Annotated in this window: 6 protein-coding genes; all 6 read right to left on the reverse strand. The window is 39.4% G+C overall.

Annotated elements, in window-relative coordinates; translation table 11 throughout:
* Window positions 1–6 precede the first annotated feature (6 nt).
* Window positions 7–816 (reverse strand): phytanoyl-CoA dioxygenase family protein, encoded by an 810-nt coding sequence (locus tag H6G08_RS34600; protein ID WP_190551490.1) that lies wholly within the window; start codon window positions 814–816, stop codon window positions 7–9.
* 417 nt (window positions 817–1233) lie between these two features.
* Window positions 1234–1911, reverse strand: coding sequence for an HAD family hydrolase (locus H6G08_RS34605; RefSeq protein WP_190551492.1), 678 nt, complete (start codon window positions 1909–1911; stop codon window positions 1234–1236).
* 28 nt (window positions 1912–1939) lie between these two features.
* Window positions 1940–2677, reverse strand: a complete 738-nt coding sequence (locus H6G08_RS34610; RefSeq protein ID WP_242046403.1) for a DUF2834 domain-containing protein — start codon at window positions 2675–2677, stop codon at window positions 1940–1942.
* An 8-nt stretch (window positions 2678–2685) separates the two neighbouring features.
* Complete coding sequence (locus H6G08_RS34615; protein WP_190551494.1) at window positions 2686–3960, reverse strand: glycosyltransferase; 1275 nt, start codon at window positions 3958–3960, stop codon at window positions 2686–2688.
* 33 nt (window positions 3961–3993) lie between these two features.
* Complete coding sequence (gene crtW, locus H6G08_RS34620; protein ID WP_190551496.1) at window positions 3994–4761, reverse strand: beta-carotene ketolase CrtW; 768 nt, start codon at window positions 4759–4761, stop codon at window positions 3994–3996.
* A 421-nt stretch (window positions 4762–5182) separates the two neighbouring features.
* Window positions 5183–6731: ATP-binding response regulator (locus H6G08_RS34625; RefSeq protein WP_242046404.1), on the reverse strand; the 1549-nt coding region annotated here is incomplete at its 5' end.

The raw sequence follows: 6731 nt of genomic DNA on the forward strand, positions 1-6731 counted from the left end.
AAACAATTAGTATTTAAAATTTACATAAGTTTCCATTTTTTCTTTGGGTAACTGTTCAACTACCTCACAGCGCAACATTTGTCTGATGTCTATTGGTAGACTTTCATAGTAGTCTCGAGGGACAGTTAAATCTACTTTTGGGGTGTGTAACCAATGCATTGCATAACCCATGACAATCATTGGTCTTGGCTGACTGGTACGATTAGGGGAACCACGATGTAATGCTAAAGGCGATCGCACTATGACATCACCTGGCTGCATATAAAAAGATTCCATCGGAATTTCCCCACTGGCAATCTTTTTTAATCCTTCTTCACGGGGTAAAACATGAGTACCCCGCGCCATTTGGAAGGGGCCGTTATCTGCTGTGACTTCTACTAAAGGGAAGTTAACGGCTAAAGCATAGAGTGGGGTAACTATTTGATCGCAAAACAATGGACGAAAATCTCGATGAGTTTCTTGATAATCTGAACCTTGAAATGGCACATCAGCACCTAACTGAACCAGCACGTATTCTTGCCAAAAAACACGCTTGAGGATACTCATAATTACTGGATTGGCGAAAACTGAAACATCAGCAAAGGGAGCCACCCAAGGTAATGTGAGATAATAACGGGAAACTTCGCGAGGAGCTAACCCACCAGGTTGATTTTGACGTTCTCTAAATAAGTTAGCAAAAGCTTCTGCCCATTCGTTAATGAGTTTTCGCTCAAAAAGCTGAGGAATAATACAAATTCCGTCGGTTTTCAACTGTTCGGCAAATTTGTCTAAGTCTGCGTCTGAATATTTCGCGATTTTATTGATACTTTGAACCATCTTTTTTATCCTCATCAACTCCTAATTAGAGTCGTCTTCTAAGCAGACTCTAGCAGCAGGTTTTAATAATTGCTTGTCGATAATAGCGTAATTTTTCAAAAATATTTGCTTAACTTTTAGTTACAAAGCCACTCTTTTATCGGTTACTCGGTTAACAATATGGCTGTAATTTGGAGGCCATATCGTAAACATTAGCAATCCTGGGTTTTTCTTCTATTTAGGATGTTTCTGGGTATAAGTATTAATTACAAGATTATGGGCATGACAATAATTACCCACTTGGTTACATTTTATTATTTAATAATAAGTATTCCAACAAGCAGGCTCAACAAAATAGTTGTGATACCTAAAATTCTTGCTGGAATTTAGTTTGTAAATTATTAATTGTTGCTACATCCAAGTGTGATGAAAAATCTCTTATAACCTAGAAATTGCTAAAGGTGAACTGTCATAATGTGCTAATAAGTCAGATGGATCGTTGTAAATTGCGATCGCATCTTTTAACTGACTATCATCAAAAGCACCACAACGAACCGCAATTACGCCAACGCCGGCTTTGTTAGCAGACTCAACATCATAGGGAGTATCGCCTAGCATAATCGCCTGGGATGGTTGTATGTTCAGCTTACTCAAAGCAGCCTCGACAATATCCGGCGATGGTTTGGAAGCATCAGCATCGTTAGATGTTGTCGCTTCATCTTGACTGAGTAAATCATCAATTTTTGCGGCTTTCAGCAATACTGATAGTTCTTGACTGGTTGCGGAACTAGCGATGATGAGACGTAATCCCACAGATTGCATTTTCAATATGAGTTGGCGCGCACCATTGGTAGGCGTCAAATGTGTACCAAACTTTTTGATGATGAGTTCTTTACGTTTATCAGCGATTTCCTTTCCTGTACCTTCTTCATGTGAAAGTTCTGGCGCAAATTTAGGAATAATCTGATCGCCTCCCATCCCAATTAAAGGACGAACTTGGGCAAAATTTACTTCATAGCCAAATTCTGCAAATGCTTCTACCCAGGCTTGAGCATGAGCATCATTACTAAGAACCAGCGTTCCATCTACATCTAAAATTACAGCTTGATATGCCATTGTCAATGTCTAGATTGCTTTAGTATTTCTAATGTAATAAAACGTTGTTCTCTTTACCTCTACCTTGGTTGTTATTTCCCTGATTAGAATTTATGTTGAAATTTTTACTTGGATGATAGCTGGCTGTTTCTGATAATGGTGGACGCCAACATAAGTAAATTAACGGGCCAAATAAGGGTAAAAGTGCCACTGCCCAAAAAATACGTTTATCTCTAATTCCCCTACGTGCCATATCATCATCAAATAATGATGTAATGGGGAATATCAGACACATCAATAAAAAATCTAAACTGATGAGATGAACAAAAGGCCTATTTAAAAATTGCTGTATATAGTCTTGCCAATTCCCTGCTATAAATGCATAGCTGAACAAAACTAGAGTAGTGAATAATAAGCCAAAACCTGTACTACGTTTGTCAAGAAATGACAGCCATTTATCTTTGATACCATAAAATTCTTGATTTGATTTACGCGCAATTAAGTAAGGTAAAAGGCAAATTACACCTGTAAAGTTGGAACCAATAAAATAAGGCCAAGCACGAAAGTTTTGCATTCTGCCATCAGCAAACATCATGCAAGCGTAGATCATCGGCCATACACCCATTAAGCAAAAAATTGTGGGGATAATAGCGTTTAGCTGTCCCCATTTTAAAGTTAAAAGCTGCCAACCTATAACCCAGGTATCAGGTTGATCGACTGGAGCTAGCAATATAGTGTAAGTAACAAATGCCAACCAAATAACTACAAGAATTATTTTTCTCAGCATAAGATTTATCATGCCTCTACAACTTGATTATTGGAAGATTGAGTTACCTGCTCAATAATATTTGCTGCTTGTTTAACGCCGTCGGCTTGTTGAATTGATTGCTGAATTTTCTGCGCCTGATGGCGATAATTAGGTTTAGTTAATACTTGCTGTATGAGCGATCGCAATTTGGAAACGCTAAGATTTGCCAAAGATAGCACTTCTCCTACTCCCGTTGCCCGAATCCGCGCACCTGTTCCCGGTTGTTCAAAGGTAATGGGAATCGCAACTAAAGGTACACCGTAGGTGAGCGAATCTAAGGTTGTATTCATCCCTGCATGGGTAATTGTCAAACTTGCTGTTGCTAGCACATCAGGCTGGGGTGCATAGTCAACTACTAAGGGAGAACCGGGTAAGGAATTGACTATTTCTGCACTCATCCCACCCCCATGTGCAATTACTAGTTGTACATCTAAGTCTGCACAAGCAGCTGCAATACAACGAAATACGCCCTCTTTTGTGTTCTGAATGCTTCCCAGAGAAGCGTAAATCATCGGCTGACTGGTTAATTGGTTGTAGGGAAAATCCACAACTTGTGGTGCAGGGTTGCGTAAAGGGCCTACATAATGCAGGTGCGATCGCAAATTGGCAATAGGAAACTCAAAAGCCGCAGGTTGCTGGCTAATATGGGCTAATTGCGCATTTGAGGCGTAGATATGGCGGTAATCTGACAGCTTCCACTGTTGGCGGTAGTAATTTATCTGGCGCAGAATTGGTTGACAGCTGCGATCTAAAAAATAATAGGCGACTTGATTGCGAATTTTTGCCCACTGGTTGTTGTGGTAATTCCAGGGAGTGAAAAAAGGTGGAACATCAGCGCGACGGTGAATTACCTGTCCACAAGAAATGCAGATAAAGGGAAGGTTGAGATATTCTGCAACTGTTTCCCCTACTGGTTCGAGTTGATCTACCAGCAAAACATCAATTCCTGTCGCTGCGATCGCTTTTGGTGCATCTTGACAGATAATTTCCACCATTTGCTGACAAAAATCTAGGGAGTAACGCAGCGCCTCTACAGCAGTTAATTTTCCCAGTTGGGTAAAGGTTTGCGCCATTGCACCTGGTTGATAAATCCCCTCGCCAACTGGGTAAAAATTTACACCCTGCGATCGCACCTTAAATTCTAAATCGGGAATTTGCAGCATCGTCACTTGATGCCCGCGCGATCGCAATTCTCGCCCCAAGGCAGCTTGAGGATTTAAATGTCCGGGATAGGGTGGGCAAATAATGCCAAAGTGAGTCATTGCTTTTGAGATTGGCGATTTTTTTACTCAAAATTAAACTACTCTCTGCCTATATACAGATGGTAGTTGCCACCAAGGTACATGGGGATACTCATGATGTTCTTGATGGTAACCAAAGTGATAACAAGTAATAAATGACCAAAAAGTAGGCAAGGCAATTGTTTGACTACAATGAGGATATATATAACCCGATTTCGGTTGGCGATGGGGTAAAAATGTCCCAAAATAAAACAGTTGTATAGAACTTAAAATTGGCGGAATAGTCCAAAATAAGATGAGATTTACTTCGGAAATATGGAAAACATATTTAGCTAAATTAAATACTATAGTCAGTGCTATTAATTGTTGCCAACACGAGTATTCTCGCATAAAGCGCAAATACCATAAAATCCCATTTTCGGTTTTATTATCATGAAAATCCGGGTCTAATTCGCTCGCAGGGTGACGATGATGTAACCAATGTTTCTTTAACATCTGTTGATAGGGAAAGAAAGCATAAAGGGTGACAGCTAGGGAACCAATAAAATAATTAATTTTGGGAATTTTGCGAAACACCGAGCCATGCATAGCATCATGGGCTGTGATAAATAGTCCAGTATAGAGGAACATCTGCCAAATTATCGCTATTGGGATTAACCAATTTGGCATTGTGACATAGTTAATAGTCAGTAAAACAGCTAAACTACCTACCCAAAGTCCAATAATTAAAATAGCAATTACCAGACCATAAATACTATCCTCTTTAGCAGGTAATTGCTCAATTTCTACATAATAACTCAGTGGTTGATCGCAAATATTCAAGCTAATACCTCTGTATTTGGTTATATTTTAAATTAGAAAATTAATTATCAGCTATTAACTATTTTTATCAGGCAGGCAAAAGCAGAGAATTAATATCTAATTTAACGTTCTTATTTTATCGATATAAATTTTGGGCGATTTCTATCTTTAGATGCAAAAGTCAGATTATCTATTTATAACCTGAAGATAATCACAGTGATAGAATCAGGTAAATCACCTAACAATTGGTATAGAAGCAACCTAAATATGCTTGAAAAAGAGATTTGATGTAATTTAAACTACAAATATTTGATAAATTATGACTTGCGTGAATTTACAGCTATTTTCAGGTAAATAAACCACGCTGTAGGGGCACGGCACCGACAATCTTTTGGTACATACAATAATTTTACTGTTGCCGTGCCCCTACGACAGATGTGGTTCAAATAGGTGAAAACTGCTGTAAAAGCTGTTGAATCAGGGCTGCAAGTTGCTGGAGTTTGACAGGTTTGCAGAGATATTTGTTAGCACCGCCGACTAAACATTTTTCTTCATCCCCAGGCATGGCAAGAGCTGTCAGCGCAATAATGGGAAGATGGGTAAAGTTGGGATCTAAGCGAATTTGCCTGATGGCTTCTATTCCATCTACTCCCGGCATTTGAATATCCATTAAAATTAAGTTGGGGGATTGGCTTTTAGTAAGAGCGATCGCTTCTTGACCATTTCGTGCCAAAATCATCCGATAACCTACAGCTTCTAAGTAAGTAGAGAAGGTAAAAATATTAGCTTCGTTATCTTCCGCTAGCAATATTAGGGGTGAATTCTCTGCTGTGGCTATGAATGGAGAATTGAGCTTTGGCGATTCTGAGTTGACTAACTCAGCAGCCGCAGATATATTGCCACAGGGTAAATCGAGCGTAAAGCAACTACCTACACCAGGTTCGCTGGTGACTCCTACCTTACCGCCATGTATTTCTACCAGTCGCTTGACGAGAACTAACCCCAAACCAGTACCGTTATATTGGCGGTTTAAAGCACTATCGATTTGAATAAAAGGTTGAAATAATTTATTGAGGTTTTTGGGCGCGATGCCAATACCTGTATCAATGACAGCAATGCGAATAAAATTTTGCGCTGATGTCATCTCTGCTGCTTGCGTCAATTTTTGATAAGTAACTTCTAAGGTAATCCGCCCGCCTTCTGGGGTAAATTTTACCGCATTATTGAGTAAATTAATCAAAACTTGGCGAATTCGCCGTTCGTCTACCATTAACTCTGGTAGATGGGGTTGAATATTGACTTCCAGTTGGATGCGCTTTTGAAAGGCTTGCTGTTTAATGAATGCTAAACTTGCTTGGCATAGGGGATTAATTGCTACTTTTGTGTAGTGTAACTCTAGTTGACCGGCTTCAATTTTCGACAAATCAAGGATATCGTTGATTAATTCTAAGAGATGGTTCCCACTCCGCTCGATGGTTTGCAAACTCTGTCTTTGTTTGTCAGTAATTGTACCAAATACTTGATGTTGCAACGCTTCTGATATACCTAAAATCGCATTTAGGGGGGTGCGGAGTTCGTGACTCATAGTGGCGAGAAATTCATCTTTGAGCCGGGTAGCGCGAGCGAGTTCTGCATTAGAGGCTGCGAGTTGTTGATTGGTTTGTTGCAGTTGTATTTCTGCTAATTTGCGTTGCGCAGCTTGCCGATAGGCATCGCTAATATCATAGTTAATGCCGATAATCCGTTGAGCTTGTCCTTGAGAATTGCGTTGCACTAGTCCATAGGCTTTGAGAGTGCGAATTTCACCATCGGACAAAATAATTCTCAACTCAGTATCTACTTCTTTATCTGCGTTAATGACTTGTTGCAAAGTATCACGGATGCCAGAAATGTTGAATGTTAAGAAAAGTCTGATAAAAATAGCCCAAAATATGTTATTTTTGGGCGAAGGATTAAAATATATTAGTTTGATTGTGATTATAAATTCATTT

The organism is Calothrix anomala FACHB-343 (genome assembly GCF_014696435.1).
GTDB classification, from domain to species: domain Bacteria; phylum Cyanobacteriota; class Cyanobacteriia; order Cyanobacteriales; family Nostocaceae; genus Aulosira; species Aulosira anomala_A.